The 26,711-nt window shown below is 63.4% G+C and carries 34 protein-coding genes and 1 pseudogene; 14 read left to right on the forward strand and 21 right to left on the reverse strand.

What is annotated here, in order from left to right:
- The first annotated feature begins 115 nt into the window (after nucleotides 1–115).
- From uxuA to NKI54_RS08455, 4 genes are all read left to right on the forward strand, one after another.
- Entirely contained in the window at nucleotides 116–1,315 is a 1,200-nt protein-coding gene (gene uxuA / locus NKI54_RS08440) for a mannonate dehydratase (RefSeq protein WP_352680329.1), read from the forward strand.
- Nucleotides 1,312–2,226, forward strand: a complete 915-nt coding sequence (locus NKI54_RS08445; protein ID WP_352680330.1) for a PfkB family carbohydrate kinase — start codon at nucleotides 1,312–1,314, stop codon at nucleotides 2,224–2,226. The genes uxuA and NKI54_RS08445 overlap by 4 nt, the downstream gene beginning before the upstream one ends.
- A 98-nt stretch (nucleotides 2,227–2,324) precedes the next feature.
- Nucleotides 2,325–3,107 carry an SDR family NAD(P)-dependent oxidoreductase gene (locus tag NKI54_RS08450; RefSeq protein ID WP_352457404.1) on the forward strand — a complete coding sequence of 261 codons (783 nt, stop codon included), beginning with the start codon at nucleotides 2,325–2,327 and terminating at the stop codon, nucleotides 3,105–3,107.
- Between the two features lie 70 nt (nucleotides 3,108–3,177).
- Nucleotides 3,178–3,939: a GntR family transcriptional regulator gene (locus NKI54_RS08455; RefSeq protein WP_084641055.1), complete on the forward strand. Its 762-nt coding sequence runs from the start codon at nucleotides 3,178–3,180 to the stop codon at nucleotides 3,937–3,939.
- On the opposite strand, the gene NKI54_RS08460 is transcribed toward NKI54_RS08455, so the two are convergent.
- From NKI54_RS08460 to NKI54_RS08470, 3 genes are read right to left on the reverse strand one after another with little or no spacing between them, the layout of a single operon-like run.
- On the reverse strand, nucleotides 3,925–4,113 hold the full coding sequence (locus tag NKI54_RS08460) for a hypothetical protein (protein ID WP_352457405.1): 189 nt from the start codon (nucleotides 4,111–4,113) through the stop codon (nucleotides 3,925–3,927). The genes NKI54_RS08455 and NKI54_RS08460 overlap by 15 nt on opposite strands.
- An 8-nt stretch (nucleotides 4,114–4,121) precedes the next feature.
- Nucleotides 4,122–4,250 carry a hypothetical protein gene (locus tag NKI54_RS08465; RefSeq protein ID WP_280952094.1) on the reverse strand — a complete coding sequence of 43 codons (129 nt, stop codon included), beginning with the start codon at nucleotides 4,248–4,250 and terminating at the stop codon, nucleotides 4,122–4,124.
- Between the two features lie 5 nt (nucleotides 4,251–4,255).
- On the reverse strand, nucleotides 4,256–4,471 hold the full coding sequence (locus tag NKI54_RS08470; protein WP_023676165.1) for a DUF2934 domain-containing protein: 216 nt from the start codon (nucleotides 4,469–4,471) through the stop codon (nucleotides 4,256–4,258).
- Between the two features lie 219 nt (nucleotides 4,472–4,690).
- Here NKI54_RS08470 and NKI54_RS08475 point away from each other — a divergent pair, with 219 nt between their 5' ends.
- From NKI54_RS08475 to NKI54_RS08500, 6 genes are read left to right on the forward strand one after another with little or no spacing between them, the layout of a single operon-like run.
- On the forward strand, nucleotides 4,691–5,089 hold the full coding sequence (locus NKI54_RS08475) for a hypothetical protein (protein WP_352578809.1): 399 nt from the start codon (nucleotides 4,691–4,693) through the stop codon (nucleotides 5,087–5,089).
- Complete coding sequence (locus NKI54_RS08480) at nucleotides 5,086–6,306, forward strand: NRAMP family divalent metal transporter (RefSeq protein WP_352691130.1); 1,221 nt, start codon at nucleotides 5,086–5,088, stop codon at nucleotides 6,304–6,306. Before NKI54_RS08475 ends, NKI54_RS08480 begins: the two co-directional genes overlap by 4 nt.
- Nucleotides 6,306–6,668 carry a hypothetical protein gene (locus NKI54_RS08485; RefSeq protein WP_023676162.1) on the forward strand — a complete coding sequence of 121 codons (363 nt, stop codon included), beginning with the start codon at nucleotides 6,306–6,308 and terminating at the stop codon, nucleotides 6,666–6,668. The genes NKI54_RS08480 and NKI54_RS08485 overlap by 1 nt, the downstream gene beginning before the upstream one ends.
- Entirely contained in the window at nucleotides 6,668–7,006 is a 339-nt protein-coding gene (locus tag NKI54_RS08490; protein ID WP_352691131.1) for a hypothetical protein, read from the forward strand. The genes NKI54_RS08485 and NKI54_RS08490 overlap by 1 nt, the downstream gene beginning before the upstream one ends.
- Nucleotides 7,007–7,040: 34 nt before the next feature.
- On the forward strand, nucleotides 7,041–8,327 hold the full coding sequence (locus NKI54_RS08495) for an SDR family oxidoreductase (protein WP_352691132.1): 1,287 nt from the start codon (nucleotides 7,041–7,043) through the stop codon (nucleotides 8,325–8,327).
- On the forward strand, nucleotides 8,327–8,800 hold the full coding sequence (locus NKI54_RS08500; RefSeq protein WP_023676159.1) for a DUF2269 family protein: 474 nt from the start codon (nucleotides 8,327–8,329) through the stop codon (nucleotides 8,798–8,800). The genes NKI54_RS08495 and NKI54_RS08500 overlap by 1 nt, the downstream gene beginning before the upstream one ends.
- 39 nt (nucleotides 8,801–8,839) lie before the next feature.
- Here the strand turns inward: NKI54_RS08500 and NKI54_RS08505 are convergent, their stop codons facing one another.
- Genes NKI54_RS08505 through NKI54_RS08545 form a run of 9 tightly spaced genes read right to left on the reverse strand, consistent with a single transcriptional unit; the run spans nucleotide 8,840 to nucleotide 17,375 of the window.
- Nucleotides 8,840–9,409, reverse strand: a complete 570-nt coding sequence (locus NKI54_RS08505; RefSeq protein WP_352691133.1) for a c-type cytochrome — start codon at nucleotides 9,407–9,409, stop codon at nucleotides 8,840–8,842.
- The gene (locus tag NKI54_RS08510; RefSeq protein ID WP_023676157.1) at nucleotides 9,390–10,274 is read right to left on the reverse strand and encodes a cytochrome c oxidase assembly protein; all 885 of its coding nucleotides are present in this window, start codon (nucleotides 10,272–10,274) and stop codon (nucleotides 9,390–9,392) included. Before NKI54_RS08510 ends, NKI54_RS08505 begins: the two co-directional genes overlap by 20 nt.
- Nucleotides 10,271–10,612 carry a hypothetical protein gene (locus NKI54_RS08515; RefSeq protein ID WP_352569438.1) on the reverse strand — a complete coding sequence of 114 codons (342 nt, stop codon included), beginning with the start codon at nucleotides 10,610–10,612 and terminating at the stop codon, nucleotides 10,271–10,273. The genes NKI54_RS08510 and NKI54_RS08515 overlap by 4 nt, the downstream gene beginning before the upstream one ends.
- Before the next feature lies 1 nt (nucleotide 10,613).
- Complete coding sequence (locus NKI54_RS08520) at nucleotides 10,614–11,219, reverse strand: cytochrome c oxidase subunit 3 (RefSeq protein ID WP_352691134.1); 606 nt, start codon at nucleotides 11,217–11,219, stop codon at nucleotides 10,614–10,616.
- Nucleotides 11,216–13,192 carry a cytochrome c oxidase subunit I gene (gene ctaD, locus NKI54_RS08525; protein ID WP_352691136.1) on the reverse strand — a complete coding sequence of 659 codons (1,977 nt, stop codon included), beginning with the start codon at nucleotides 13,190–13,192 and terminating at the stop codon, nucleotides 11,216–11,218. Before ctaD ends, NKI54_RS08520 begins: the two co-directional genes overlap by 4 nt.
- Nucleotides 13,189–14,205, reverse strand: coding sequence for a cytochrome c oxidase subunit II (gene coxB, locus NKI54_RS08530; protein WP_352569232.1), 1,017 nt, complete (start codon nucleotides 14,203–14,205; stop codon nucleotides 13,189–13,191). Before coxB ends, ctaD begins: the two co-directional genes overlap by 4 nt.
- On the reverse strand, nucleotides 14,202–14,735 hold the full coding sequence (locus tag NKI54_RS08535) for a c-type cytochrome (RefSeq protein ID WP_352569233.1): 534 nt from the start codon (nucleotides 14,733–14,735) through the stop codon (nucleotides 14,202–14,204). The genes coxB and NKI54_RS08535 overlap by 4 nt, the downstream gene beginning before the upstream one ends.
- Nucleotides 14,732–15,601 carry a substrate-binding domain-containing protein gene (locus NKI54_RS08540; RefSeq protein WP_352569234.1) on the reverse strand — a complete coding sequence of 290 codons (870 nt, stop codon included), beginning with the start codon at nucleotides 15,599–15,601 and terminating at the stop codon, nucleotides 14,732–14,734. The genes NKI54_RS08535 and NKI54_RS08540 overlap by 4 nt, the downstream gene beginning before the upstream one ends.
- A complete protein-coding gene (locus NKI54_RS08545) occupies nucleotides 15,582–17,375 on the reverse strand; it encodes a methanol/ethanol family PQQ-dependent dehydrogenase (protein WP_352569439.1) in 1,794 nt (597 codons plus the stop codon). Before NKI54_RS08545 ends, NKI54_RS08540 begins: the two co-directional genes overlap by 20 nt.
- A gap of 329 nt (nucleotides 17,376–17,704) precedes the next feature.
- Between NKI54_RS08545 and NKI54_RS08550 the strand changes: the two genes are divergently transcribed.
- Both NKI54_RS08550 and NKI54_RS08555 read left to right on the forward strand, forming a co-directional pair.
- Complete coding sequence (locus NKI54_RS08550) at nucleotides 17,705–18,535, forward strand: SIR2 family NAD-dependent protein deacylase (protein WP_352796248.1); 831 nt, start codon at nucleotides 17,705–17,707, stop codon at nucleotides 18,533–18,535.
- A gap of 437 nt (nucleotides 18,536–18,972) precedes the next feature.
- Complete coding sequence (locus NKI54_RS08555) at nucleotides 18,973–19,467, forward strand: hypothetical protein (RefSeq protein WP_023676147.1); 495 nt, start codon at nucleotides 18,973–18,975, stop codon at nucleotides 19,465–19,467.
- A gap of 32 nt (nucleotides 19,468–19,499) precedes the next feature.
- Here NKI54_RS08555 and NKI54_RS08560 read toward each other — a convergent pair whose 3' ends face one another.
- From NKI54_RS08560 to NKI54_RS08570, 3 genes are all read right to left on the reverse strand, one after another.
- Nucleotides 19,500–19,799, reverse strand: coding sequence for a DUF982 domain-containing protein (locus NKI54_RS08560; RefSeq protein WP_023676146.1), 300 nt, complete (start codon nucleotides 19,797–19,799; stop codon nucleotides 19,500–19,502).
- 70 nt (nucleotides 19,800–19,869) lie between these two features.
- Nucleotides 19,870–20,163: a DUF982 domain-containing protein gene (locus NKI54_RS08565; RefSeq protein ID WP_023676145.1), complete on the reverse strand. Its 294-nt coding sequence runs from the start codon at nucleotides 20,161–20,163 to the stop codon at nucleotides 19,870–19,872.
- A 125-nt stretch (nucleotides 20,164–20,288) separates the two neighbouring features.
- On the reverse strand, nucleotides 20,289–20,492 hold the full coding sequence (locus NKI54_RS08570) for a hypothetical protein (RefSeq protein WP_023676144.1): 204 nt from the start codon (nucleotides 20,490–20,492) through the stop codon (nucleotides 20,289–20,291).
- Nucleotides 20,493–20,804: 312 nt separating this feature from the next.
- Here NKI54_RS08570 and NKI54_RS08575 point away from each other — a divergent pair, with 312 nt between their 5' ends.
- Nucleotides 20,805–21,368: a sigma-70 family RNA polymerase sigma factor gene (locus NKI54_RS08575; RefSeq protein ID WP_352634736.1), complete on the forward strand. Its 564-nt coding sequence runs from the start codon at nucleotides 20,805–20,807 to the stop codon at nucleotides 21,366–21,368.
- Between the two features lie 50 nt (nucleotides 21,369–21,418).
- Nucleotides 21,419–21,547, forward strand: coding sequence for a hypothetical protein (locus NKI54_RS08580; protein WP_352634551.1), 129 nt, complete (start codon nucleotides 21,419–21,421; stop codon nucleotides 21,545–21,547).
- Nucleotides 21,548–21,735: 188 nt separating this feature from the next.
- Here the strand turns inward: NKI54_RS08580 and NKI54_RS08585 are convergent, their stop codons facing one another.
- The 6 genes and pseudogenes from NKI54_RS08585 to NKI54_RS08610 form a co-directional block, all read right to left on the reverse strand.
- Nucleotides 21,736–21,954 carry a hypothetical protein gene (locus tag NKI54_RS08585; protein ID WP_023676213.1) on the reverse strand — a complete coding sequence of 73 codons (219 nt, stop codon included), beginning with the start codon at nucleotides 21,952–21,954 and terminating at the stop codon, nucleotides 21,736–21,738.
- A 225-nt stretch (nucleotides 21,955–22,179) separates the two neighbouring features.
- A pseudogene (locus NKI54_RS08590) lies at nucleotides 22,180–22,944 on the reverse strand (class I SAM-dependent methyltransferase); the annotation flags it as partial.
- Nucleotides 22,941–23,930 carry a GNAT family N-acetyltransferase gene (locus tag NKI54_RS08595; protein WP_352691138.1) on the reverse strand — a complete coding sequence of 330 codons (990 nt, stop codon included), beginning with the start codon at nucleotides 23,928–23,930 and terminating at the stop codon, nucleotides 22,941–22,943. The gene NKI54_RS08595 and the pseudogene NKI54_RS08590, both read right to left, overlap by 4 nt.
- Before the next feature lie 7 nt (nucleotides 23,931–23,937).
- Nucleotides 23,938–25,002 (reverse strand): glycosyltransferase family 4 protein, encoded by a 1,065-nt coding sequence (locus NKI54_RS08600; RefSeq protein ID WP_352691140.1) that lies wholly within the window; start codon nucleotides 25,000–25,002, stop codon nucleotides 23,938–23,940.
- Between the two features lie 20 nt (nucleotides 25,003–25,022).
- On the reverse strand, nucleotides 25,023–25,955 hold the full coding sequence (locus tag NKI54_RS08605; protein WP_352569240.1) for a glycoside hydrolase 5 family protein: 933 nt from the start codon (nucleotides 25,953–25,955) through the stop codon (nucleotides 25,023–25,025).
- Entirely contained in the window at nucleotides 25,948–26,709 is a 762-nt protein-coding gene (locus tag NKI54_RS08610) for a TIGR04290 family methyltransferase (protein WP_352569241.1), read from the reverse strand. The genes NKI54_RS08605 and NKI54_RS08610 overlap by 8 nt, the downstream gene beginning before the upstream one ends.
- Nucleotides 26,710–26,711 lie beyond the last annotated feature (2 nt).

The raw sequence follows: 26,711 nt of genomic DNA on the forward strand, positions 1-26,711 counted from the left end.
GTTGTAATCTTTTAAAGGGCGGCCGCCCGAACGCTGACACAGGCACAATTGACTACCATGGTAGTATCCAATACACCAGCGGTCTTCATCGAGAAATTCCGCAGCTGGAGGTCGAATGGAGCAGACGTGGCGATGGTTTGGTCCGAGCGACGCGGCAACGCTTGCCCACGCAAGGCAGGCCGGCGCAACCGGCATCGTGACAGCATTGCACGACATCCCTTACGGCGAAGTCTGGCCGATCCACGCTATCAGGCAGCGCCAGGCGCTTATCGAGGCGGATCCGGCGATGGGCCTGAAATGGAGCGTCGTCGAGAGTGTGCCCGTGCACGAGGACATCAAGCTCGGCCGCGGCGATCTCGACCGGCTCTACGACAATTTCAGGCAGACCTTACGGAATCTCGGCGCCTGCGGTGTGCGCACGGTCTGCTACAACTTTATGCTGATCCTCGACTGGACCCGGACCGACCTGGCTGCGCCGCTGCCGGGCGGTGGACGGGCGCTCCGCATGAACATGCACGAGCTTGCCGCGTTCGATTGCTACATGCTGCAGCGCAAGGGATCGGAGCGCGACTATGCGTCCGATGTTCTCCAGCGGGCGAGCGAATGGTTCGAGACGACGCCGGATACGTCAAAAGAGCGTCTGCTCGCCAACATCATGGCCGGCCTGCCGGGCGCCTTCAAGCGCTACGACATAGCAGAATTGCGCGAAGTGGTGGCCGAGCAATCGGGCCTGTCGCACGACCGGCTGCGCGAGAACCTCGTCCGTTTTCTCGAAAACGTGCTGCCGGCGGCCGAAGAGGCGGGCGTCACGTTGGCGATCCACCCGGACGATCCGCCGCGCGATCTCGTCGGCCTGTGCCGGATCGTCAAGAACGCCGACGACATCGCCCTTATCCTGGACGCCGTGCCATCGGCCCATAGCGGCCTCACCTTGTGCACGGGGTCGCTGGGCGCCAACCCGGCCAATGACGTGCCCGCCATCGCCAGGCGCTTTGCGCACAAGATAAACTTCGTGCATCTGCGCAACGTCAGCAAGGACCCGGACGGCTCGTTCATGGAATCCGAGCATCTGAGCGGCGATGTCGACATGGTCTCGGTGGTCTCGATCTTGCTCGACGAGCAGCAACGCCGCCGCGACGCCGGCGAACCGGCGGCGCTGCTGCCGTTTCGCCCGGATCATGGCCACGAGCTGATCGATGACGCTGCGCGGCACACCCATCCCGGCTACCCCGTGATCGGCCGTCTTCGCGGCCTTGCCGAATTGAGAGGCGTGATGACGGCGATTGCCCATCAGCGCGGCTACCGGCTGCAATGACGGCGCCCCGCCTGCTCTGCGTCGGCGCGCTCACCTACGACACGATCTTGCGCCTCGATGTCCTGCCCTCCGGCGCCGGCAAGTTCCTGCCAAGCGAGGCCGTGCAGATCGCGGCCGGCATGGCGGCAAGTGCCGCCGCGTCGGCCAGCCGCCAGGGCGGGCAGGTCTGGCTATGGGCAAGCGTCGGCGACGATGCTGTCGGCCGCGATGTCATCGGCCAGATGGAGGCGGAGCGGGTCGACTGTTCGCTGGTGCGCAGGGTTGAAGATGGCCGCTCGGCCATTGCCACGATCCTGGTCGATGCCGCCGGCGAGCGTATGATTGTGCCCTTCTACGATGCAGTCACGCAAGCCGATCCTGACCGTCTTCCGCCCGCGGATTTTTCCCGCTTCGACGCCGTGCTGGTTGATGTCCGCTGGCCCGGAGCCGCGGCCCTGGCGCTGGCGAAGGCTCGCGAGTGCGGCATCCCGGCGATCCTTGACGCCGATGTCGCGTCGCGACCGGTGCTCGACCGGCTGCTGCCGCTCGCCTCGCATGTCGTTGCTTCGCTGCCGGCGGCACGCATCCTTTGCGGTCCGGAGATATCCGCCGGTTCTGCCGTCGCCATTCTCGGCGAACGGACCGGCGCCTTCGTGGCGGTCACCGATGGCGCGAACGGCACCGTGTTCCGCTACTCGGGCAGCAATGACGTCCGTCATCTGCCGTCGCCGCGGGTCGAAGCCGTCGACACTCTGGCGGCAGGCGACGTGTTCCACGGCACCTTCGCTCTCGGCCTGGCCGAAGGTTGGGACGAAGAGCGGGCGATAGCAGTGGCCAGCGCCGCCGCCGCCCTGAAATGCCTGCGCTTTGGCGGACGTCTTGGCGCACCGACGCGCGCGGAAACGCTGGCTTTCATGCAAGGATCGACATGATGCCGAACCCGCTTGGGCCGGCTCGGTGGAAAGAGCACGTCAAGTGGCGGCCGTCGACTACCATGGCAGTTCCTGCGCAACTGTTCGAGGGAGGATAAATGGCTGAGTTCAAAAAACGCGCACTGGTCACGGGGGCGGCCATGGGCATCGGCCGTGCTGTCGCCGAAAGACTGGCCGAGCAAGGCGTCGACCTGATCCTGTTCGACCGGGCGGGCGATCAGCTGGATGAGGTCGCGGCGCAGCTTTCGGCGCGCGGCGTGACCGTGCACACCGTGCTCGGCTCGACCGCCGACACTGAGGCCTGCGGCCGCGCCGTCGAGCTTGCCCGGTCCGCGTTCGGCGGGCTCGACATGCTCTCCCACAATGCCGGCATCCAGCGTTACGGAACGGTGGAGACCACGGACGAGGCGCTTTGGGACGAGGTGATGAACGTCAACCTCAAGGCTGCCTACCTGCTCTCCCGCGCGGCGATGCCGCTGCTGCGGCAAAGCCGCGGCGCCATCGTCCATATGAGCTCGGTGCAGGGTCTGGCCAGCCAGGAAGGGGTTCTGGCCTACAGCACGGCCAAGCACGGCCTGATCGGCTTGGTCAAATCGATGGCCGTCGACTATGCGCCGCTCGGCGTGCGCGTCAATGCCGTCGCTCCGGGTGCGGTCGACACGCCGATGCTGCGGGATGCGGTCAAGCTCAACGATAAGCCCGACGAGATCCTGCGCATCCTCGACAATATGCATCCGCTCGGCCGTACCGCCCAGCCGCAAGAGATTGCCGCAGTCGTCGCCTTCCTGCTGTCCGACGATGCCTCCTTCGTCACCGGCGAGGTCGTACGCGTCGATGGCGGCCTGCTGGCGCGCATCGGCGGTTCTCCGCGCAAGGAATAACGTCGGCGCTGCTGCTTGCGCAGGCATTTCATGAACGGCTTGAAGCTGCAGAGCCTATAAGGGGTCGCCGATGGCAGGGCTTTTGGGAATGCGGACCATCACCGAGGGGCGGCTCGGCGAAACCGCCCCTGGCGCTTCAGTTGCGGCTAGGACGTTCGAGGTTTTGCTCGACCAGATCCTGACCTTCCGCCTGAAGCCGCACGAGCTGATTTCTGAAAAGGCGATGTCGGAAGCCCTCGGCGTGAGCCGCACGCCGGTCAGGGAGGCGCTCGCCCGGCTGGCCGGTCTTGGCTTGATCGACATTTATCCGCAGCGCGGCAGCATGGTGGCACCGCTGCGGATTGCCGATCTCGAGAAATCGCAGTTTCTGCGCGAAGCGCTCGAAGTCGGCCTGATCAAGCGCGCGGTCGAGAGCCCGCGCCGTGCCGACCTGCTTGCCGTGCTCAAAGGCGAACTGGCGGTCCAGGAGACGTTCGCCTCCATCGCGGACGACAGGCGCTTCTTCAAGTCGGACGAGCTGTTCCATCAGCACATCGCCAGCCATGCCGGCTTCCCCGGAATCTGGGCCGATATCAGCGCGGCGAAGCTGCACATGGACCGCTTCCGCTTCCTGTCTTTCCCGCGCCTCGACAGCATGTCGGTGGTTCTCGGCCAACATCGGCGGATCGTCGATGCGCTCGAGCAGGCCGACGCCCTTGCCGCGGAAGAGGCGATGCGAACGCATCTTCGCCGCATCTTCGAGGTGCTCGAAATCGTCCGGGAGCGCTATCCCCATTATTTCGAGGCAAACGGCAGTGTGAGCCCGCTTTCGGCCGGCTCAATCCAAGCCTGAGCCTTTCTTGCGCGCTTCCGAAGGCGTCTTGGTCTTGCTGCCGGATTTGTCGGAAGCTGGCTCGGCTTTGCGATCTTGACCCTCGCCGCCTTGCTCCTTGCGGAGCTGCTTTTCCACTATCGATCGCGATCCTTCCGCCGGGTCTTGTTCAGGATGAGTATCGGTTCCCGTCATGTCGGCTCCTATCCATTTTGATCAATTGCGTGCGGCGTGGGCTGACCTCCGCCGCCGGTTCTGTCGCGCCCGATCATCAGCCAGGCGGCGAACAGCACGACCAGTACGACCACGATCCAGGCGACGAAACGAGGCATCGGCCTCATGTCCCTCGCCGCCGCTTGCTGCCGCGTGCCTCCGGATCGGAGCCGGCCTCGACCGTTGGATCGGGCACGACCGGGCCGCGTTCGGCCTCGGAACCCTCAGCTTCGATCTCCTGCACGGCCTGATCCCAGTGCTCGCGCTCACGTCCTTGCGGACGGCCTTCGCGCTCCCAGATCTCATGGGCTCGCTGCCGGATACGCTCTTCCCTGTCCATGGCCTTTGCCTCCTCATCCCCTAATCCGGCGATCGCTGGTTTGTTCCGCGGTGCCAGCGCCGTTCATCGCGGTTCAGTTGACCTGATCATCCAGCGCTCTAGATCAAACTTCGCGCCGAAGTCGCCTGGTGCGGGGAGAACAATCGTGTGGCAGCAACGCTACAAGCACGTATTGTAAATGCCGTTACAGCCATCGGTCTTCGACCAGACCGCCTGTGCTTGCTGCTGATAATATTTGTACTGACGGCATGCTCGCCTTCCGGCCAGGTCGAGCAGCAGTCGAAAACCGCGGCTTCCGCCACACAGACCGCATCGCTGGTCCTGGAGAGCTGGATCGCTGGGGAAGCCCCGTCGAGATACACGTCGCGCACTTTGCAATCGGTCGGCAAGGCGCTCGCCGATGCCGGTGCGCAAATCCAGTCCGCCAAGTCGCCTGAGCCCAGCGGGCAAGCCGGTCTGACGATGGTGGTTGGACGGCTTTCGGCAACGGTAATGCGCGCGGCGACGGCCGTGCAGAACGGCAACCGCTCGGAAGTGGAACAGGCGCAGCAGGATCTGCGGGCCGCCGCCGCCGACCTGAGCACGTCCTACGCGAAATATTTCGCGCCGAAATCATGAAGAAGCTGCTCGAAATATCGCTCGGCGTCGTCACCAGCGTTGGCGGCTTTCTTGAGGTCGGATCAATGGCGACCGCCGCTCAGGCCGGCGCGGCGTTCAGGTTTCAGCTGATATGGGCCGTCGTCCTGGGCACGATCTGCATCATCTTCCTGGTCGAAATGGCCGGACGCTTCGCCGCAGTTAGCCATCACACCATCGCCGACGGGATCCGGGAACGGTTTGGCTTCAACGCCTTTCTGTGGCCGTTGCTTGCGACCTTGCTGGTCAACTTCCTGGTCATGGCAGCCGAAATCGGCGGTGTTGCCATTGCGCTCGAGCTCGCCACCGGCATCGGCTTTCAGTGGTGGGCGCTGCCGGTCGCTTTTCTGGCATGGCTGTTCCTTTGGAAAGGCACGTTCGGATTCATCGAAAAAGGCGTCGCGATCCTCGGGCTGGTCACGCTGTGCTTCGTGGTTGGCGCCGTCATGCTGAAGCCCGATTGGGGGCAGGTCGCGGCCGGGGCCGTGCCAACACTGCCGAATCACGACGCGGCCAACTACTGGTTCATGGCGGTCAGCATTCTTGGTGCGTCGATCTCGCCCTATCTGTTCATGTTCTATTCGTCGGGAGCGATCGAGGACGAGTGGGACAAGAGCTATCTCGGAGCAAATCGGGCGATTGCCGGCCTGGGCATGAGTTTTGGCGGCACAATCGCTATGGGTGTGCTGATTGTGGCGGCGCTCGTTCTGGCAGCACACGGCATAGAGCGGGTCGACGACTACCACCAACTGCCGCTGATGCTGATCCAGATCTTCGGTTTCTGGGGGTTCGTCCTGTTCGTCGCTTCACTTGGCATTGCCTGTTTCGGTGCCGTGCTCGAAATCGGCCTGCAGCAAGCCTACCTTGTGGCGCAGGGTTTCGGCTGGACCTGGGGCGAGAACCTGAAACCGCGCGACGACCCGGGTTTCAGCACCGTCTATACAATCTTGTTGGTTCTCGCCGCCATTCCGATCGCACTGGGCCTCGATCCGCTGAAGCTCACCATCTTTTCCATGGCGCTGACGGCCGCCAGCCTGCCGCTGACCGTGGTGCCGTTCCTCTTCCTGCTGAATGACGAGCGTTATGTCGGCGAGCACCGCAATGGCATGATAGCGAATGCCGCGGTCATCTTCATCATCGCGCTCGGTTTCGTGCTCGCGATCGTGACCATTCCTTTGCAGATATTCGGAGGCACGTGATGAAGTTGCTGCGCGACATCCTGGACAAGCAAGTGGTCGACCGCGAGCAGGTCAAGATCGGCAAGGTCGACGGGCTGGTGGCCGAGCTCAGGCCAGGCGAGCCGCCTAAAATCGTTGCGGTCGAGCTCGGCTCGATCACGCTGGGGCGTCGGCTTGGCGAGCGACCCGGGCGCTGGATGGCGCGGGTTGCGGCAAGGCTCGGCGGCAAGCGCCATGCCGAGCCGCACCGCATCGCCTGGAACAAGGTGCGCGACATCGGCGTCGACATCGAGTTCGATATCGACGTCCGCGAAACGGCGATTTTCGACTGGCAGGACTGGCTGCGCGATCATGTCATTGGGCGTATTCCGGGAGCTGGATGATGGCCACCGTCAATCTTGAGCAATTGGCTGGCAGGAATGTGCTTTCGCAGCGCGGCAAAAGCATCGGCCGTATCGAGGAGATACGCGCCGAACCGGATGGCGACGACCTGGTAGTTGCCGAGTACCATGTCGGCATCTACGCGGCCTTCGAGCGTCTGTCCGCTTCGGCCATCGGCATTTCGGTCCTCGACGCCTTTCGATTGCGCAGTCGCGACAGCGTGTACCGCATTCCCTGGGACAAGCTCGACATCTCCGACCCGGCGCGGCCGCGGTTGTTATGCACGACGGAAGAACTTTCCGGTATGAAGGGGAGTATCGAGGGCGATAAACCGGAATGAACGATACTTTCCCGCCGTCGGAGAATGGGGTCCAGTGAAAGTCCTGGTTACCGGCGCCACCGGCCTGATCGGTGCCTCCGTCGTGGCACGCCTTCTTTCCGAAAGGCATGAGGTGATCGGATTGGTCCGCAGCCCCGGCGCAAACCGGGCCGGCAATTATCAATTGCTGGTGCTGGACATGGCGGCGGCGCTGCAGCCCGAAGACTGGCTACCGCATCTCAGGGGTGTCGACGCCGTCGTGAATTGTGCCGGCGTCCTGCAGGACAGCCCTCGCGAAAAGACGCGCGAAGTCCATCGCGATGCGGCGGCAGCACTCTTCCTCGCCTGTGCGCGGGCAGGGGTTGCCCGGGTAATCCACTTCTCGGCGATAGGCGTCGATCGGGCGCAGCCTTCGGCATTCTCGGCGACGAAACTGGCCGGCGACCAAGCGCTTATGGCGCTTGATCTGGATTGGGTGATCCTGCGCCCGTCCGTGGTGCTCGGCCGGCCGGTGTTTGGGGCCAGCGCATTGTTTAGGGGTCTCGCCTCGCTGCCGGTGCTACCGTCCATGCCCGGCACCGGCCGGCTCCAGGTGGTACTACTCGACGATGTGGTCTCAACAGTCGTCTTCCTTCTCGATCCCGACAGTCCGTCTCGCGTCGTGTTGGAACTTGTCGGTCCCGAACAGCTGAGCATGGACGAGGTCGTCGGCAGCTATCGCCGATGGCTCGGCTGGGCTCCTGCAGCCAGGTTTGTCTTGCCGGCGGCTGTTGCAAGGCTTCTCTACCGCCTCGGCGACCTTGCCGCGATGTTCGGCTGGCGTCCACCGATGCGCACCAACGCGGCCAGAGAGATCGCCCGAGGAGCGGTTGGAGATCCCTCGGACTGGACCGCCGCGACCGGCATACGCCCGCAAACCCTGGCGGGCTTCCTCGCGCTCAATCCGGCAACGGTGCAGGAAAAATGGTTTGCCCGGCTGTATTTCATCAAGCCTGCGATCTTCGTCGTCCTGCCCTTCTTCTGGATCGTGACGGGTATTGTGTCGCTGACCACCGGCTATAACGGTGGCATCGAGCTGATGCAAAGCACGGGGGCTGGCATCTTGTCGGCGCCGACCGTGATAGCCGGTGCTCTTGCCGACATCGCCGTCGGCGCGCTCCTAGCCTGGCGGCCAGCGACGCGAAAAGGCCTCTATGGCGGCATCGCGCTCTCGCTCTTCTACCTTGTCGTCGGAAGCTTCCTGAGCCCCGATCTGTGGAACGACCCGCTTGGGCCGTTCCTCAAGGTGTTGCCGATCCTGGTGCTGCACTTTGTGGCCTTGGCAGTGCTGGAGGAGCGTTGATGCTCTATTTCCTGCTGAAATTTCTGCATGTCATCGGCGCATCCGTGCTGCTTGGTACCGGCGCCGGTATCGCTTTCTTCATGCTGCTCGCCCACAGGACCGGCAATGCCGCGACGGTTGCGGCCGTGGCGCGTATCGTCGTCGTCGCCGACTTCCTTTTCACCGCGACGGCCGTGGTCGCGCAGCCTTTGACCGGAGCCGCGCTCGCCTGGCAGGCAGGCTACTCGCTGTCGGAGGGCTGGATCGTACTTTCGATCGCGCTCTATATCTTCACCGGAATGTTCTGGCTCCCGGTCGTCTGGATGCAAATGCAGATGCGCAAGCTGGCATCGCAAGCCGCCGCTGCAGGCGCGCCGTTGCCGCCGCGCTATCATCGGCTCTTCTGGCTGTGGTTCGCCTTCGGCTTCCCCGCCTTCGCTGCGGTACTCGGGATTTTCTGGCTGATGATCACTCGGCCTGCGATCGACTGGTGAAGACAGGCCGCGTGCAGCTGCCGGGATGAGCGATGACTTTCATTTCAGCGAATAGAGATAGGCCGCGATATCCCGCGCCTCCTGCTCGGAAATTCTGGTCGAAGGCATTGCCGTGTGCGGATTGATCTCTCTTGCGGCGCGTATCCAACGGACCATGTTTCGCGGGTTGTTGGACAATACGCCGCCGATATAGACCCGGGTGGCCAAGCTGGCGTCGAGGCGTGGACCGACCAGTCCCTGCGCGCCGGGCACGCCGGTGATCGTGTGGCATCCGGCACAGCCATTGGCCATGATGATTGGTATGGCGCGGGCGCCAACACCGCCGGTTGCATTGTCGGCCTTCTGCTCCACTCGACGGCTTTGCTCAAAGTACAACGCGATCCCGGCCAGGGCTGCAACAAGCACGACAATTGCCGCGGCGCCGAGGATGGGTCCGGACGGAGTGAAGCGCGATGTTGCGCGCACGCCGATGCTGCCAGGGGCATTGTCCGTCTTATGCGCGACCCTGACGAGGCGCTCCGGCCACAACGTCAGCGCCGCCCAAGCTGCGGCCAGCACGGCAATTGCCGTCCCGGTACCAATGACCAGCTTAGACAGCCTGGAGCGCATGCGACGCCTCCCATCTTCTCTGTCCACTTGAGCGAATCCACAGACCGGCCAGCAGCAACGCGGCTCCGCCATAAATCAGGCCGGCCGGAACCCACATCACCAAGCCGGCGAGCTGCTGGTCCTCGAGCGGGCTAAGGCTCCACAATTCCGCGCCGGCTGCGTTTACCGGGTACCACAGCCTTGGCGAGACCAGCAGCAGCACCCCGAGCAGGCCGGTGTGCAGCGAGGTGAAAAAGAGGTGCATGACTGCGCTGCCGTAGGCTTGTTCGCGGCCTGAACGCGGCAGCAGCACCCACCAGAACAGCAGCCCCGTACCAAAGAAGCTGGCATGTTGCGCATAATGCAGGACACCCTGTGCAAGCGCCGCCTCGAACAGCGCCGGAACGTGCCACGCCCAAATCGCGACGCCGTGCAGGAAGGTCGCGGCTAGAGGGCGGCTGACGGCGGCCCAAACGGTTCGAAGCACCTTCGCCTGCCCGGCTGCGCCAAATGCCAGCCGCAGCTTGGTCGGCAATGCCCACATCATCGCCGCCGCCGGACGGGAGGCGACCAGCAGGGGTGCCGCCACCGCCATCAACAGCTCGTGCTCGATCATGTGGGCGGTGAAAACGCGCTCACCCAATGCATGGAGCGGACTGACCAGTGCTGCCGCCAAAATGGCCCAGCCGGTCGCAAACAGCAGGGCTTGCCGCAACCGCAACGGGCGGCTGCGGGCACTCCGCCGCCACAGCCGAAAGGCGCCTGCCGCGTAAAGCAGTGCGACCATGGTTAGCGGCAGCGTGATCGGCAACGCCAGCGTCCAGCCGGCCTGCGGGGCGCCGGCACCGTAGCAGATCGAGGTCGAGAAGAGCGCGTCGAAGCTCATCGTAGGCAGCCGTCAACAATGAGCGAAGCCGCGCCTTGCATGACGATTACCAGCGCAAACAGCACCGCGCTGAGAATGCCGATCTTGGCGACGAAATGCTCGGTGCCGCGCGTACGATCCGGTTTAAAGGCGGCGCCACCTTGCTGTCGCGCCCGCCACGAAAGCCCGCCGCCGAGCAACGCCAGCACTGTCAGCACCAGCGCAATGACCGGTATGACGGGAATACCGTGGGCGCACTGCCACTCCACGAACGCATAATTCAGCTGCGTCGACACCGCCCAAGCCAAAGGCCCGGACAACAGCCCGCCCCATGATGTGCCCAAGCGAAGCGCACGCATCTCAGTCAAGCCTCGGCATCCAGTAGATCAACAGATAGATCGGGATCCAGGTCGCGACCACGAAATCCCAGTAGAAGACGTTGTCGCCAACGTCCCCGAAACGCCGGCCGCTATAGCCATGGCGCGTGAACATCAGGACCGTCAGCACCAGCGTGTCGCCGACGTCGGTAATCAGGTGCGTTGTGTGAAGGCCGAGCAGGACCCACAGCATCGAGCCGTACGCATTGGTATCCCAATAAATGTTGAGGGCCGGAAATTCGAACCACCGCACGACAAGCGGTGCGATACCGAGCAGCGACATGACGATCAGGCCGATGCGCACGGGCACCATGGCACAGGCTTCGGTGTAGCGGTTCAGTATGTGATTGGGCACCACGCTGGCGAGCAGCAACAGCGTGACGATGGTGCCCGGCCAATGGTTGGGCGGCGGCACGCCCAATGGCCATTTGGGCGACAGATAGGCGAGGTAAAGATAGGTGCCTGCGGCGAGCGCGAAGCCGGTGCCCTCCAGCGCCATGAAGGCGAGAGTGCCCCACCAGGTCGGGCTGCGCGGTCCGATCCCGAAGGTCGGGAGTTTGGAAAGATCGGCGGCAGGACGCTGTTTCATTCCTCATCCTCCGGATCGCCTTTCGGCCAGAACCAACCGATCAAAGTGATGGCGATCGGCCCGGCTCCCCAGACCACCGCCCACGGGCTGAAGATCGAATAGAGAAAGGTGGCGCCGACGGCGAGCGCGGCGAACAATGGCCAGATCGACGGCGTCGCCGACTTCTCGCGCACATCTGGATGCGCCTCTGCCACGGTCGAAATGACAAGTTCGCGCGCGTCGACGCGAAGCCCGGTCGCGACAGGCAGCGTGTCACGTTCGGCCCAGAGCGGCTCGGCGTGGGTAACCACCGGGATCCGAGCGAAATTATAGCTCGGCGGTGGAGATCTCGTCGCCCATTCCAGCGTGCCGGCATTCCAGGGATTGTCCCCGGCCGGGGCGCCCCTCGAGGCGCTGTACACCAGGTTTATAGTGAACAGAACGAAGCTTAGGAACAGGATGACCGCGCCGGCTGTGATGAACAGGTTGATGTTGCCCCAGCCGAGTTCCACCGGATAGGTGTAGACCCGCCGCGGCATGCCCCACAGGCCGACAATGTGCATCGGAAAGAACGCCGCATTGAAGCCTAGGAAGGCAAGCCAGAAGTGCCAGCGTCCGAGACGTTCGCTCATCATCCGGCCGGTGATCTTGGGGAACCAGAAATAGGTCGCGCCGAGCAGCGGGAACACCGACCCGCCGATCAGCACGTAATGGAAATGCGCGACCACGAAATAGGTGTCGTGCACTTGCAGGTCCAATGGCACCGACGCCAGCATCACCCCAGTCAGGCCGCCCGCGACGAACGTGAAGAAGAAGCCGAACACGAACAGCAGCGGCGTTCTGATTATCGGGCGTCCGTCCCACAATGTCGCCAGCCAGCAGAAGATCTGCAGCCCGTTCGGGATGGCGATCAGCATGCTCGAGGCGGTGAAGAAGCTCGCGCCGAGCTTGGGCAGACCGGTTGCGAACATGTGGTGAACCCACAGGCCGAACGACAGAAAGCCGACCGCGATCAAGGCCAGTACCATGCCCAGATAGCCGAAAACCGGACGCCGGGCGAAAGCGGCGATGATCGAGGACACCATGCCGGTAGCCGGCAGGAATATGATGTAGACTTCGGGGTGGCCGAAGAACCAGAACAGGTGCTGGAACAGCAATACGTCGCCGCCCTCGGCGGGATTGAAGATATGGGTGCCGACCAGGCGGTCGAGGATCAGGAACGTCGACGTGATCATGACCGCCGGCATCGCGAACACGATGACGAAGGAGGTGACCAGCATCGCCCAGACATAGAGCGGAATCTTGTCCAGCGACATGCCCGGCGCACGCTGCTTCAGCACGGTGACGATGGTGGCAACCGCGACCGCCAACGATGACACTTCGGTATAGGTGATCATCTGCGCCCACACGTCGGAACGCTTGCCTGGCCCGAATTCAGGACCGGACAGCGGCACGTAGGAGAACCAGCCGACGTCGGGCGCCATGTCGAGTGCAAACGAGACCCAGGCGAAGAGGCCACCGGAGAGATAAATCCAGAAGCTGAATGCATTGAGGCGCGGAAAGGCGATGTTGCGGGTGCCGACCATCAGCGGCACGAGGTAGATGCCGGTCGCCTGGACGATCGGCACCGCAAACAGGAACATCATGGTCACGCCATGCATGGTGAACAGCTGGTTGTAGCGGTCGGGCCCGATCAGCCCGCGCTCCGGCCCCGACAGTTGGATGCGCATGGCAACGGCGCTGAGGCCACCGAGGCACAGGAAGGCGAAAGCGGTGATCAGGTAGCGCCGCGCGACAATCTTGTGGTCGACGCTCGAGAGCGCACCGATGATGCCCGGCGCCGTCTGCCATGTCCGCGCCAGCCAGCGGTCAAGGCTGGAGTCGTCGAGGCTGGTATCGCGAGGACCGTCGCGCTCGGGGGCCAGGTCTCCTTTGCCGGCCGCTGCTCGCTCGCCGGCGAGCCGACGCTCACGGGCCACGTCGGCGCTGCTCATTTCAGGCCCTCGAGATAGGCGACGATCGCATTCAGTTCGTCCCCGTCCAGTCGCACCACCGGCATGTGGGCGCCTGGCTTGATCCCCTGCGGATTGGCTATCCAGGCTGCGAGATTGCCGCGGCTCATTGTCAGCGTGCCGGCAGCGAGCGTTTGCCGGCTTGCGATATGGGTGAGGTTTGGGGCGACCGTGCCGCCGGCGATGGTGCCGCCGATCTTGTGGCACATCACGCATGGCCGTTTGAGGAACAGGTCGTGGCCGGTTTTGGCCTCGGCCGACACGGGGGCGGCTGCCGGCCGCAGCTGATCGTTCAGCCAGGCATCGAAGACGGGCCGAGGTTCGGCGATGATGAAGGTGCTCATATTGGCATGCTGCGCGCCGCAGAACTCGGCGCATTGCCCGCGATAGACGCCGGGCTTGTCCGCCTTCAGATCGAGAACGTTCTCGTGGCCTGGAATGACGTCCAACTTGCCCGAGAGGTTCGGCACCCAGAAGGAATGGATAACGTCGGTCGAGGTCACCACAAGCCGCACCGGCTCGCCCGCCGGGATGTGGATTTCATTGGCGGTCGTCAGGATGCGGTTCGGCTGGTCGTTTTCGTAGCGCACCTCCCACCACCATTGATGCCCGGTCACCCGGATCGTCAGCGCCGCATCCGAGCCGATGGCGGCGAGCGTCCCGTTAGCGAAGTAGCTCAGCAGCGTCAGGCCGACCAGGATCAGGGCGGTAGCGGCGAGTGCGGCGACGACAATTCGCATCTTGCTGCGCTCGGCCGCAGCGTCGAGGACAAGCGGGTCGCCGAGCGGCGCCGCGCGCCGGGCCAATGGCACGATCAGCACGGCCATCACCAGAAGCCAGACCACCGTGCACAGCGCGGTGAACAACCAGATCAGCCATGCGAGTTCGCCCGCGGCCGGGCCCTTTGGGTCGAGCGCGGATTGCCAGCCGCTGCATCCTGCAAGGAGCAGGATGCAGGCCGTGCACCCGCACACCGTCCAGACACCGCGGCTCACGGCGACTTCCCCAGCGTCGCGGCGTCCGGCAGGCGATTCTCGGATGGATGGGGCATCATGTCGTCGTCGCGGCCCGGCGCGGCGGAGGACGGTGCGTTGCCGCTCAGTGCCCGGACGAAGGCAGCAAGCTCCCAGATCTGGTCGTCCGGGATCTTGTCGCGGAAGCTCGGCATGCCGTTTGGCCGACCGTCCCCGATCGTGGCGTGGATGCTTTCGATCGAGCTGCCATAGAGCCACTTCTGGTCCATGAGCGCCGGGCCCATGCCGCCACCGCCGTTGGCATGGCAGCCGGAACAGTTGAACCAGTTGAACAGACGCTTGCCCTCGCTGAGGTGGAAGGCGTTGGCCTCGAACACTCCGGCCTTGTTGTTGGACGAGGTTGGCCGCTGGCCGCCCGGCTCGAGGGCCGTGACGGCTGCCGGTTGATCGCCCGAGCCGAGCGCCGACTGTGGACGCGTGTCGCGTTCCTCACGCTGGCAAGCGGCAAGAACGAGCATCGCCGACAGCACGCATGGAAGGCCGCGGTTCATCGCGCTGCCGCCCCGGCGACGTCGAGGCGAGGCACGTCATATGCCGCCAGGGTTGCATCGATCTCGGCGCGGTGTTTGGCGAGCGCTGCGTCTACCTCGCTGCGCAGCGCATCGTCGTCGTGGCGCACGCCCATCGAGATGTCGTAGATCATCGGCAGCAGCGGACCGTCCATGCGCGGCGCAACCGGCGTAATCCGCAACGGTACTTTTTGCCTGGCACCGAAGTAGCCGGCCAACGGCCCCCAGACGACGGCCATATCGATGTCGCCATTCGCGACCGCCTCAATGATGCGCGCTGGCGGGTTCGGCGCCGAATAGTCGCCATAGACGGGGAAACCGACGAGATGGCCGACGATGCCGCGACTGCCAAGCGCCAGGACGGGTGGCGAGTTGGCGCCGTCGTCGCCGATCAGCTGGACGCCGATGTGCAGATCGCGCAGGCGAGGATCGTTGAAGGACGCGATTTCCGGCGCATCCCTGCGTGTCACGAAGACATAGGAAGACCGGTAGTAGGGCGCGGTGGTGCGCAGCATCTCGAGATTGGCGGGCGTGCCGGGCACAAGATCGCACAGGCCGGCCTTCAGCGTGTTGCGGACGAAGCCACGGCGCTGTGCCCACCATGTGTAGGAAACCGTTGCGCCAAGCTCCGTCGCGACGAGTTCGGCGATCTTGTTTTCAAAGCCCTGCCTGGCGGCATTGGAGAACGGCATGTTGTTGGGATCGGCGCAGATCCTCAATTCGCGCGCATCGGCAACGGCGGCGACGAGCGAGAGCGCCAGTGCGCCGACCGCGGCGCCAAACCGCCGGGAAGATTTTCTCCGTGCGCGCGCAACTCGGCCGGTCGTCTCAAGGGAGCCGGAACACATACAGCGTACCTCCCGGCGTGGTTACATCCTTCAGATCCTTCATGACGTTGACGAAGCCGAGCGCGGCGGTGGCGTCGCGCGGATCGAGATCGCTGGATACGATCGCGCCGGCCCAGCCGCCGACGCCCGAAAGAATCGCGACATATTGGTGCCCGTCCGGGCCGCGATAGGTGATCGGCTGGCCGATGATGCCGGACGACGTCTTGAACTGCCACAGCAGTTCGCCGGTCCTGGCGCTGACCGCCTTGAACCAGCCTTCCATAGTGCCATAGAACACGACGTTGCCGGCGGTGGCGACGGCGCCGCTCCACACCGGAAAGTTCTCCTTCAGGCTCCACGCCGGCTTGGCGGCGGCGACATCCCAGGCGGTAAAAGCACCGCGATCGCCGCCTGGTCCGGGGATCATGCGCACGTTCATGCCGACATAGGGCGTGCCGGCGATGTAATTTACCTCGACGCCCTCTTCGTCCATGCAGAGATTGTTGTGCGGGATGTAGAGCAGGCCGGTCTTGGGCGAGAACGCCGAAGGCTGCCAGTCCTTGAGGCCGGACGCGGTCGGGCAGATGTCGCGCACGACCTTGCCGGTGCCGGTCTTCTTGTCCGGATTTACAATCAGCCGGCCGGTCTTGAGGTCGACGCCCGTGCTGGAATTGACTGGCCCGAACGGGACTGCCGACAGGACCTCGCCTGTGGTGCGATCCAACAGATAGACGTAGCCGTTGCGTTCCGGTCGGACCAGCACCTTGCGGGGCTTGCCCTGCCAGGTCATGTCGAGCAGCACCTGTTCGTTGATGCCGTCGTAGTCGTGCAAATCGTGCGGGGTCCATTGATAGAACCATTTGGCTGCGCCGGTGTCGGGATCGCGGGCAAAGATTCCGGCGGTCCATTTGTTGTCGCCGGGCCGCAGATCCGGATTCCACGGACCGGGATTTCCGGTGCCATGGAAGATCAGGTTTAGGTCCGGGTCATAGGAGATCCAGCCCCACACATTGCCGCCGCCGATCTTCCAGGCGTCGGGCGGCCACGACGTCACGCCGAGATCCTTGCCCTTGTCCATGTCGTAATGCGGCTTGAAATCGGGGCCGATCAGCACCTCGGCGTCAGGGCCGGTATTGTAGGCCGTCCAGACGACATGCCCGTCGCCGGCGTCGAGCGCCTTGATCCAGCCGCGTACGCCCATTTCGCCGCCGGAATTGCCGACCAGCACTTTGCCCTTCACCACCAGCGGCGCCATAGTGATGGTCTCGCCGATATTGATGTTGCCGATATGGGTGTTCCAGACCGGTTTGCCGGTGGCCGCATCGACGGCGATGGCATGGCCATCGAGCGTGTTGAAATAGATGCGCCCTTCGAAGAAGGCTGCACCGCGGTTGACCACGTCGCAACAGGCAACTCCCTGCGCGGCGGGCTCGGGGTTGGGCTCGAATTTCCACTTCATCGGCGCGCCGGGCTTGGTAAGGTCAAGCGCATAGAGGATGTTGGGGAAGGGCGTCACGATGTACATCGTGTTGCCGACGACCAGGGGCGCAGCCTCCTGACCCTTGTTGACGCCGGTCGAGAAGGTGAAGGCCACTTGCAGGTTTTTGACGTTGTCTTCGGTGATCTCCGCAAGTTCGCTGTAGCGGGTCGAGGCGTAGTTCTTTGCCGGCATCGCCCATTGGCCGTCGTCGGGCGGAGCAGCTGCGGCAGGCGGATTTATCGCAAAGCTTGACGTTGACTGAGCAACCGCCGCGGTAGTCAGCGCGAAGCCTGCCAGCAGCGTCCATCCCAGCATCGCAGCCAATGGCCTCTTTCCCCTTTTGCCAGGCACCCTATTTTTCGCCGCCACCAGTCGCGCTTGCCTCATTGGCTGTCGAGTTTGCCGACATTGGCGCAGAGCTCCATTAGCTGCAGCTGCGCCGTGTTTGTTGAACACTCTCCAACGCGTGAGCGGCGCAGAAGTGCCAAATGCAACGAAATAAATGTCGGATTCGGTTGGCCAAAGTCGGCGGCCGGGCGCTCGGGACAGCCGATCCGAATGTTAGCACTCAAGTCGGAAGTAAATCTATTCCCGGTGGTCCGGGTTCGGCTGGAACGGAGCGGCGCTTTTCGCAGTTGTGTCGAATGCTGTCTGCAGTCGAGCAACTGGCTCAATCGGTAAAAGAGCGGCGAGCGATCTTGTTCGTTGGAGCCGGGGTGTCGATGAGCGTCGGCTTGCCGTCCTGGCAAAAGCTCATCGAACACATGCAAAAAGAACTCGGTCTGGACGAGGATACGATCGGTGCGCCGGAGGCCAGCTATCAGGCGCTTGCCGAATACTACCGGCTGAAGCAGGGGAGCCTCGGCCCCTTGCGCAGCTGGATGGATCGTGAATGGAGCGTCTCGCGGGAGAAAGTGCAGGGCTCGGCGATCCACAAGCTCATCGTGTCGCTCGATTTTCCGATCATCTACACGACAAACTACGACCGAAATCTCGAAGTTGCCTTCGAGATCCATAGCCGGCCCTTTGTGAAAGTGGCCAATGCGAAGGATTTGCCCAAGGCCACTGGCGAGGTGACGCAGATCATCAAATTCCACGGCGATTTCGACGACGATAAATCTTTGGTCCTGGCGGAGACCGACTATTTCGACCGGCTGTCGTTCGATTCGCCGCTCGACGTGAAATTTCGGGCCGACGCGCTCGGGCGCACCATCCTGTTCATCGGCTACAGCATGTCCGACATGAACATCCGTCTGCTGCTGCACCGGCTTTGGCAGACCTGGCGCCGCTCCGGCTATGACAAGAATCGCCCGAAATCCTTCATCTTCATGTCGCAGCCGAGCATCGTCCAGGAGGCTGTCCTCGGCCACTGGGGCATCGATATGCTGACCGAAGAGGCAGACGATCCTGAGGACGCGCTGCTCGCGTTCCTTAACGAACTCGAGGACAGGGTGGGCCGGCCAGACGGCGCGTGAGAAAACTTGCCGAAACGGATTGGCCAGGCGCTGGGAACCGGCTGATCCGGGACCGAGTCTGAATGGGCGCACGCAAACACCAGCGAAAAATGCATGCCAAACACGACCTGTCGGCCGAGTTGCCTATGAGATCGATTGTTTTGCCCGCAGGTGCGGTCTGACCAGGGACGAAGCACTCAAGATGATGCAAAATGCCGGCAGGTCCAACGATGGCACCAAGGCATCTGGCGAATCCGGGCCGAAGTAGCCGCATGGATTCTACATAGCGGGCGGCCGGGACGGTCATCCGGCACAGCTGCTTCGTCGTCGGTCTCGGTATCCGCATTGCAGTCGGTGGTGGCGCGCACCGCTGAGGATCAAGCGATGCACCGGCCACCACCGATGGAACATCCGCCGACAATTTTCGTTGACATGCTCCACAAGGCGAGAGGTCGAACATGTCGAAGTTCCAAGCCGCTACTCCGGAGCGTTTGCAGCAGCTCAGGCTCGAGGCGACAGCGCACTTTGCGCCGCTCATACTGCGCGAGGCGCTGGTGCGTCTCTGCCGAGCGTGTGGAAGCGAGAGCCTCGAACGGTTCGAGAAGACCATGGTTGACCAAATCGAGGCATCGCGTGACGAAAAGGCCGATTTCGACACAATGAAGGAATTTGCCATCGAACAGCTCTATGGCTGGATTCGAGAAGTCAGGTCTTCACCGGACATGACACAGCCGCTGGAGAATGTAGACACCCGAAGGACCCCTGGCCGCTCGGAAGAGCCGCAGACGCTGGAAGACCAGCTGCAGGCGGGTCTGGAGGATTCTTTCCCCGCAAGCGACCCGCCGGCTGTTGTTTCCACCGCGATCCCCGGCGGATCGAAGAAGCTGGTCGGAACCGACGAGGTCCTCAGGCAGCAGCGGGAGAAAAAGGCCGAGGAAGCCAGCCATTCGTGATAAACGGCTCTGCGGGGAAGCAGCCTGCCGGTTCACCCGCCGTCCGGCATGAAGGCTGTCCGGGCATGTGTGTCATGCGGCTCGCCTTCGACAAGAATCTTCGCTTCCAAAGCCGCGTCGATAAATGCTTCGCGGGCTTCCGCTGCCGTAATCTGGCCGATCTGGGCGCCATCCAATGCATCCCCCGCCATCAGCGACAACGGGGCATTGCGGGCAGGCCATTTCTCGCTTTTGAGGCAGTAAGAAGCCTCGAAAACGGAGCTGACCATTCGCGATCGTCCCGGCTTGCCGAAGTAGATGCAAACCGGAGCATCGAACTTTATCTCCAGCATGGCGGTCCTCCCGATTTAACCACCCTTGATATAAATTAGCCTCAGCGGGTCACATGGCCTGCTGGGCATTTTAGCCGACGTCGCGAACCGCAGTGGGATTGGTGCCTGCTGGTATTTCGGCGGCGACATCGTGCGCCAGAATGCCCGCCTTGCGGGCGAATGCTTCGAACGCCGCGCGCACGGTCTCGGCATCGACCTCGTCAGCCAGCCCGGCGCGACAGGCGTCGAACGCCGCCTTGTGCGCCGGGCCGCGGCTCGGCCATTCGTTCAAGACGTCATAGGCCTGCCAGATATTTTCGACATGGCGAGGGAAACCAAGGCCGACGAGAATTGGAACGGGGCGGCCAAACGATTTTTTTGTCATCTGTGTCTCCGCGAAAGAGCCTGTCGCATCAACGCTGGGCGGACGCGAGGCCCATGCCCTTTAACGCGGGATTGCTGCACGGGTTGCAGCGGGTTTGTTCGATCGTGCGCCGGCCGATGCTGGCGTCACTTGTTGGTCCGCATCTTTTGCCGGGGATTGATACCGCCTTGAGGCGTGGTGTCGTTCTCGACATCGCCTTCGAACGTGTTGTCGCCCTGATCGAGCCGGTCGCCCTCCTTGATCGTGCCCTTGGAACTGCCGATGCCGGGATCGTTGGCAAGGTCGCTATCGGCCGGCGTTTTGCCTTTGGCGTGCTTGTTTCCTGTCATGGGTTCCTCCTGTTTTGAGGTGGCGGACTGTCCTTGAGGTGGCGGCCCAGGCTCGCTGCGAAAATCGCGTTTCGACACGCCAATGGCGGCGCCCCGGATTTTCGGACGGCCTGGATTCCAACTCCGCGATACCGGTGGTTGTTCCGTCAAAAATATCACCGCCGGCTGGGTTGCCCAGCCAAGCCGCTCCGGTTCCCGATCCGGGTGATTTTCGCCAGCCGGAACGATCTTTCGCCCAATGCATTTAACTGGTCTGCGCTCACGAACTCATTCTGGACGGGAGCTGGACCATTGCCACCTACAGCCTACGCCTTGGCGACTCGCGAAACCGAAGAAGTTTCCATCGTCGACCTCATACCCGCTTTGAGGGCTTTCGCCCGCACCTTCTGCCGCACTCCCGATGATGCCGACGACCTGGTCCAGGAGACGCTGACCAAGGGCTTGGCCAACATTGACAAGTTCGAAGCTGGAACGCGCATGAAGTCATGGCTCTTCACGATCATGCGCAACACCTACTACACGCGTGTCAGGGCCGCGGTGAGGGAAGCGCCCGGCCTGCTCGACTGCGCTTCGCTGCGGCCGATCTCGGAAGCGACGCAGGAATGGTCCGTACAGGGCAAGGAGGTCCACCAGGCCATCCAGAGCCTTCCCGAGCACCAGCGCGAGGTTCTGATGTTGATAGGCGTTCTGGGCGTCAGCTACGAGGAAACCGCCGAAATATGCGGTTGCGCGGTGGGAACCGTGAAGAGCCGGCTCAACAGGGCACGCGCCGGCGTGCTGGAATACCTTGGCGAAAGTTCCTCGCGAACCCTGATGGAAAGGCGCAGCTATCTGTCCGAAGGACAGCTGGACTTCGAAGCCGAGAGGCGCCGCTAATACACGTCACGTTAGTTGCTGGTCTCGCGCAAGCGCCTTTCGATAAGCGCATGCTGCAACTCGATCGCAAGTTTGGTCAGCCGGTCAGGAACCCTTTCCTGTTCGATGGCCGCAAGCAAGGAAGCGATTTCCCGATCTATCGTCAGATCGGCACGCCTGCTGCCGGAATCTTCCCTTGAGCGAGACATCGCGTTCTCTTGGCAAATGTTGGTTCCTTCACCTCACTCTGGTGGCAACAGTGCGAGTTTGCAAGAATTTGCAGGGCGTCCATGCGACCGGCATCGGTCCTTGCACAGCTTCGTCAGCGGTTGGGCTCTCGCTGCGTTTCAATTGCTCGCCGGCTGCAAGCCATATGCTGCCGCAACGATCAGTCTTCAGGCCGCCGATCCGCTGAATGATCCTGGTACTGCTCGGACTTGACCCGATTGCCGTCGAGCCCACGCTCCTTGGTGTGCTGCTTCTTGTCTCTGTTGGACAGAACGGCGTTCTCTCCGATCTTGTCCTTGGGAAGATCGGTCATCGCGCCAGCGCCAGCGCCTTTGCCGTGACTGCCGCGACCGATGTGCTTCTTGCTGCCGGACGCCATCTTGTTCTCCTTCATACTGTCGAATAGCGGCTTTTCCCGTTCGGCATCCGAACCAGCGTTGGGCCGCAATGTTCCGATGGAAATCGTAAGCAGGAAGGCATCGCCGTCCCAGTGCCGGAAAGGCTTTTCGCCGTCGACGAGGACTTGCATGCCATTTGCGTTGGCGAAGTTATGGACATCGGCGCGATCCAGCGCCGGCGATCCGCGATATGAATAATTCAAAAGCGCGGCCATGCCCGGCCTCTTCAGCACGCGCGCGATTTCCACGAAATGTCGCTCCGCAAGGCCGGCCAGCACCAGATAGGGAAAGCTGTCGACGGCCAGCACGCGGTCGAAGCTGGCATCGCAAAAATCGGCAAGATCGAAACCGCGCGTAGGGCGGAATTCTACATTGCCGAGCCCGGCGCATCGCCGGCGGGCGATCGAGATCATCGCTGGGGATATATCGCTGCCGACGATCCGGCGCGACAGAGCGGAGAGCGCCTGTTCGAACCGACCGATACCACAGCCGATATCCAGTATGTCGCGGTCAGTGCCGGTAAAGCCTCGCCTCTCCAGCCATGCAACGATCTCAGCCGTAGCGGCAGAGAGCTTTTCCTCATTGCCCAGCGATGACAGCTGGACGCTCGCCGCCGGGGAGATCGCCGCCGCCGCGTCAAACCCGGCCGCCAGCCGCTTGACGACCGCATCGTCGGTCTCGTCCTCGCCACGCTCGTGCCGAACGGCACCACCTGTTTTGCGCAGCGTGGCGAATATCTCGGGCCTGCGCCGCAGCAGGTCGGCAATCCGTTGCAGTTTTGCCGTGTTTCGCGGGTCAGCCGAGTGCGTGTTTTGCGCAATCTTCGCCAATTCTGCAGCATCGATTCCTGTCTCGAAACGGAGAGCCAGCCTTGCGATGACGGCTTCGACGCCGGCACCGTCTGCCATGCAATCCTCCAGCACCCGCCTTGCTGATGTCGACCGCCGAGATTCCGGCTGGGTCGCGCTCATCGCCCTTTGCTCCGCGTCCAGATCTTGCGCATCGTCCACCGGTCTACGGCGCCCCAGCTGTACTTGTAGGCCTCTTGTCCGCGCAGAAAATCGAACTCTTCCGCGCCTTCGCAGATCGCCTGCCTTATCGCTTGGCCGATGAGCAGCGCGCCGGGACTTTCCTCGGCATAGGCCGGATCGAAGCCACCGAGGTAAGCGCAAGCGCGGCCCCGATGATGGAACCCGTAATAGGCGCCCACGATCGCGTTACCGATCGTGATAAGCCAGCATCGGGCAAGTACCTGTGCGACCAGCTGCGGCAGCGCCTGACGGTGGAATGCTTCCACGCGGGAATCGGACAGAACGCCGTCGCCGTGTCCGGCCCAGCGCGCGCGGTGAAGGCGGATCAGGTGGTCGAGGAATGTCTGCGGATCGGACAAAGCGGGTTCGATGGAGACACTGCCGCGTCTCGACGCGGCCCTGTGGGCGCGGCGCAATTGGCGCCTCCGCCGCGCCGGAACGCAGCCTTGAAGCGTCTGGTCGCCGGCGAGGGCGAGCACCGGGCAAGCGGCGTGACCGACGGCTTGGCACGATTCGAGCGCGGCATGCCTGATGGCAAGGCCGGCGCCGCCGGGAGGCAGGTCCTGCAAGATCCACTGTGACCAGCCGACGGAAAGAACGGCGCCACCGATGACTGCGCCGACCGGTTCGGCGATCTCGGGAAGACAAAGGACATCCAGATAGTCGCTCACCGAAATGCCGAGCGGAAGCAATCGCGCGCCGGCGTCGTGGCGTTCCAGATAGAGTGGCGCCAGGCCGACCAGATCGTCGCCACGCCAGATGGCGACCGTCGCTAGGTCGCCGGGAGCAAATGTCCGCCACCATGGCAGCAACCATGCGGGAGACTGGAACGGCGTCGCCGAGGGACTGCTCGACCAGAGTTCCCACCAGTGCGGCTCGAGGGCTTCGAGGTCCGCCGGATCGTCGATGATCTCACTGCGGAGCATGTCGCGCTCACTTTGCCGTCGCGAGCTGCCCGCTGTCTGTGCCGAGCCGTGCCAGCGCCCGATAGGCGTCCATGTAGGAGGAAACCATGCGGTCGAGTGAAAAGCGCCGCCGCGCCTCGGCCCGGCAGGTCTCGGGGTCCAGGCTGGGTGCGGCAGCGATGGCTTCGGCCATCTTGTCGACATCCCCAACCAGATACCCGGTCTTGCCGTGCTCGACCACATCCGGCAGTGCGCCATTCGGGAAGGCCACCACGGGGGTGCCGCAGGCGAGCGCCTCCATGGCGACGAGCGAACTGGTTTCCGCGGCAAGGCTCGGGATGACTAGGCAGCGGGCTGTGTTCAGCAGGCGCCGCTTGGCGACAAAGCCGAGCGGACCAAGGAAGCGGCGCCGGTCGTCCAGCCGGGGTTCGACCTCGTCGCGAAAATACGCTGTGTGCGTTTCATAGGGGTAGACCTTGCCACCGATGACCAGCGGCACGCTGGCCTTCTTGGCTGCGTCCAGCGCCAGATGGATGCCCTTTTCCGGGCAGACGCGGCTGAGCACGAGCGCAAAGTCGTGTTTGGCCTGCGGTTCGCTCAGCGCGTCGACGTCCACTCCGTTGGGAATCGGCCCGATCAGCCTGGCTCCCGGCGGCGCGGTTCTTTGCTGAGCCGCGGATACAGCATGCAGCCATAGATCGTTTCGCGCCGGATTGAGAGCGTCGGCCGGATACCAGTCGAGCGGCAAATGCAAGGTCACCAATGTCGGCCCGTCGCCCGGCAGATAGGCGTCGAAATCGATGCCGTGCAAATGAACCACGTCGATTGGCCAACGGGCGCGCGCGGCAGCAATTGCGGCGCGATGAGCACGCTGTGCCCGGTGCCTCGCCGCTTCATCGAGCACGCCCGGTTCGGCCGGCGTCTCGATGAGGACACCCGCCGCGCTCGAGCCTTGGCAGCCGATCACGATCGAACGGTGTCCGGCGCGTACGAGCGCCTGGTCGAGCATCGACAGAACCTGCTCGGCGCCGCCGACCGCATCCGGCCCGACCGGGGCGAGGGGATAGGCGACGTTGAGGACGGTGAGCGTCATGGCTGGAGAGCCGAAGCTCCTCACGCTGCGGAGGCGCGCAGCCTGCCGACCGAAGGGGCAGCGATGCTGCCGGCATATCGGCGCGTCATTGCCGCGCAGAAGTCGGCGAATTCCTCCGGCACCAGCGGCGGACTGCTGTGGTGCGGCATCATTCCGCGGTGTTCCGGCGTGAAGCAGAAGGTGACCGTCACGTCGAAGTCGGCCAACGCCTCCATCTGCCTGTCGAACCAGTCAAGTGCGTTCGGCCTGAAGCTGTCGGCCCAGGAAAGCCCGGTGCGCAGATTGGTGACGCCGAGCCGTTTCATCCAGGCGACGGCGTCACCCAGCCGGTGATCTTCGAAATGGAACCACTGCACCAGTCCCATTGCCGGCGCGTGGCGCAGGAATTCCTCGAGCGCGGGCTTTGGCGTGCCGTCCTGGCGCAGCAGGCCCATGTAGAAATGGCGGTAGTAGGAAGAGCCTTCCGCCTCGCGATGGCGCGTCGTCGCTTCCCATTCTCGCGGCAGGTCGTAGAGGCTATACCATTGGATGCGCGGTGCGTTGCCGATCAGCAGTTCCGCGGTCCGGCGCAGGCCCCAGACCTGCACCTCCTCGGCGCCGAAGGTCGACACGCCGACCTCGCTGACCCATACCGGAAGATCGGTGACAGCCGAAATCTCCCCGATCTTCTGCGGCCATTCGTGGATCTGCCAGAGGTTCCAGTCGAGCGGGAAACCGTGCACGGCGACAGCATCGACATGATCGAGCACGTCGAACTCCTTCATCCGTGTCATGAAACCGGCATCGATCGGCGAGATGCCGCCAAGAACCTTGGTCAAGGCCGGATTCTCCGACGCGATCGCGTCGGCGGCCAGGATTGCCATGTTGGCGAAGCGGCTCCAGTCGGGGTCGAGCTCGGGATCCCAGTGGGATTTGTTGTTGGGCTCGTTCCAGATCATCGCGGCTTCAATCATTTATCGGTCCTTTCGACGGGTAGACGGCGGCGCCGCCGGCCGGCACGTCGCCGGTGCGGCAGAAATAGACCTCCTGCTCCGGTTGCAGCACGATCTCGAAGCCGGCGCTGCGCAGCATGGCTTCGGTGCAGGCGCGATTGGGAATCCACCAGTTGGTCGGGTCGTCGGCATAGCGATGCTCGATGAAATGCAGCTTTGGGAACTCCGGCCGGTCGAACAGGTCGTGGGTCCAGAAATGATAATTCTGCTCGAGCGCCGGCACGTTGGTGCTGCCGCGCTGCATCGACTGGAAGATCATCAGGTCCCGGGCGACGTGCTCCCGGATCAGATCGAGTGCGAGCAAGGGATGGCGCAAATGGTAGAGCACGCCCATGAACAGCACGATGTCGAACCGCTCATGCAGGGCGCCAACGTCGTAGACCGAGAGCTGCCGGAATTCGATGTCGCAGTCTGCTACCTCAGCGGCAAAGCGCGCCTGCGCCAGGTAAGCCTCATCGAAATCGATGCCAAGCACGCGGCCGGCGCCGCGGCGTTTCATCTCGATCGAATAGAAACCCGCATTGCAGCCTATGTCGAGCACCGCCTTGCCGGAAAGATCGGCGGGGATGGCGTCGGCGAATTTGCGCCATTTGATCAGGGGGTAATTGCCGAGGAAATGATCGGGAGCCGTTTCGACGCCGGCCAATTCCATGTTGTGGAACCATGGGCCGAGCGCATCGATACGGCGGCGGATTTCGGCATCGGAATGCAGCATGG

The sequence above is a fragment of the Mesorhizobium sp. M0663 genome, assembly GCF_040320585.1.
Lineage (GTDB): Bacteria > Pseudomonadota > Alphaproteobacteria > Rhizobiales > Rhizobiaceae > Mesorhizobium.